General features: G+C 38.0%; 2 protein-coding genes. Both read right to left on the bottom strand.

From position 1 onward, the window contains the following. A partial coding sequence (locus AC1DPQ_RS27305) for a DUF1345 domain-containing protein (RefSeq protein ID WP_477611499.1) occupies positions 1-596 on the bottom strand: 596 nt, incomplete at its 3' end. A gap of 4 nt (positions 597-600) precedes the next feature. Next, the gene (locus AC1DPQ_RS27300; RefSeq protein WP_477611498.1) at positions 601-1,383 is read right to left on the bottom strand and encodes an O-methyltransferase; all 783 of its coding nucleotides are present in this window, start codon (positions 1,381-1,383) and stop codon (positions 601-603) included. Positions 1,384-1,550 lie beyond the last annotated feature (167 nt).

Below are 1,550 nucleotides of genomic sequence, written 5' to 3'. Positions count from 1 at the left end.
TGTAAAAGGGAAAGCCGTCTGATCTTCCGATCTGAAATTTCTACATCAGAAACCTGGAAAGTCATGCCGAGCACGAAAGAAAAATAGGCGAAATCGATAAAATCGGGCTCATCATCTCCAGGAAATTCAAGTCCTGCTCCTTTTTTATTTGAATGCCCTTTTTTATTATCCCCATAATAAAGATGTGCATAACGCATGCTAAAAGTGGTATGCACCAAAAACCACGATAAAAACATACCTGTTATGGCTACTACTAAATCGAGTGGGTCAATATCTTTATTAATCAGCAACAAAATTACGGCAAGCAGACCAGCAAAGGTAGAAACCAACACAATGGCAAAAATTTCGCCCCGGGTTTCATCCTGCATTTTCGCTTTAAGATGTGTTTCGGCAGCGGAAGTATGAAAAAACATATACCAATGGAGGGTAATCAGCATCAAACAAAATGCATCCCAGCCCAGCATAATGTGTGTAAGCACACTCATTTTAATAAAAAGCGAAACCAAATAAAAAGCAATCCCTAAAAAAAGACTAATCAACAAAATAAACAGCGCTGACCGTTTTTGGATACCTTCTAATTTCGGTTCGATTTCCATTTTCTTAAAATTTAAGCTTAAAGTGTTCTTTTGCCTGTCCTTTTTTAAAGTAAACCAAGCCGATCCAGAACAAATCTACTGTTATGGTAACATCAGGATGGTTTTTAATTTCAGCCCAGGCTTCTTTCATGCCTTCGCTCCAATAAATATCGTCAAAAATCAACAGTGAATCTTCATTAATTTTAGGCAAACACCAGTTAAAATAGTTCAGGGTAGCATCCTTGCGGTGGTTACCGTCAATGTAAACGAAATCTAAACTTGGCTGTTTGGCAATAATATCGGGTAGGATCAAATCAAAATTGCCCACATGAAGCTCTATATTCTCTAAATTTAGATCCTTGAAATTTTTCCTCGCCACCTCTGCCGTTTGCGGGCAACCTTCGATGCTAATCACTTCTGTATCAGCACTTGTTGTGGCCAGATAAGCCGTTGTAATGCCAAGGCAAGTGCCTAATTCTATAGCACTTTTAGGATTTGTATTTYTCGCCAACCGGTAAATCAGTTTGGCCAGGCGTGGACTTTTCAACGCATTCTTCGCAATCTGACTTACCTTTTTTGTACGATTTTTATTGAGGTGAGAACCCGCCCCAAGGTCTGTAACAGTGATTATCGAATCGTCATTAAAAAGTTTTTTTCGTTGTTCTTCTATGTTTTTGTATTCAGATTTGTCGGTAAAATCGTAAATTACCTCATCAGCGAGCTTGTACACGAATGGTGAGTGCGTTCCATGTCGGCTTTTTGCTGTTAAACGGTGTTTAAGGTAATCTGTAATAAATTGAAATAGCATAATATTGCAAAAGTAATTAAACACTGCAAACGTAGGTATGTTTTATGGAAAATAACGCAGAGATAAGTGCTTTAGTAAAATTGTTGGATGATCCTGACGAGGAAGTGTTCCATCATGTTGAAAAGAAACTGCTTGAATATGGCGGCGAAGTAGTACATTTTTTAGAA

It is taken from the genome of Pedobacter sp. 01T416_2, from assembly GCF_056398925.1.
This window is presented reverse-complemented; position numbering and strand designations above follow the sequence as displayed.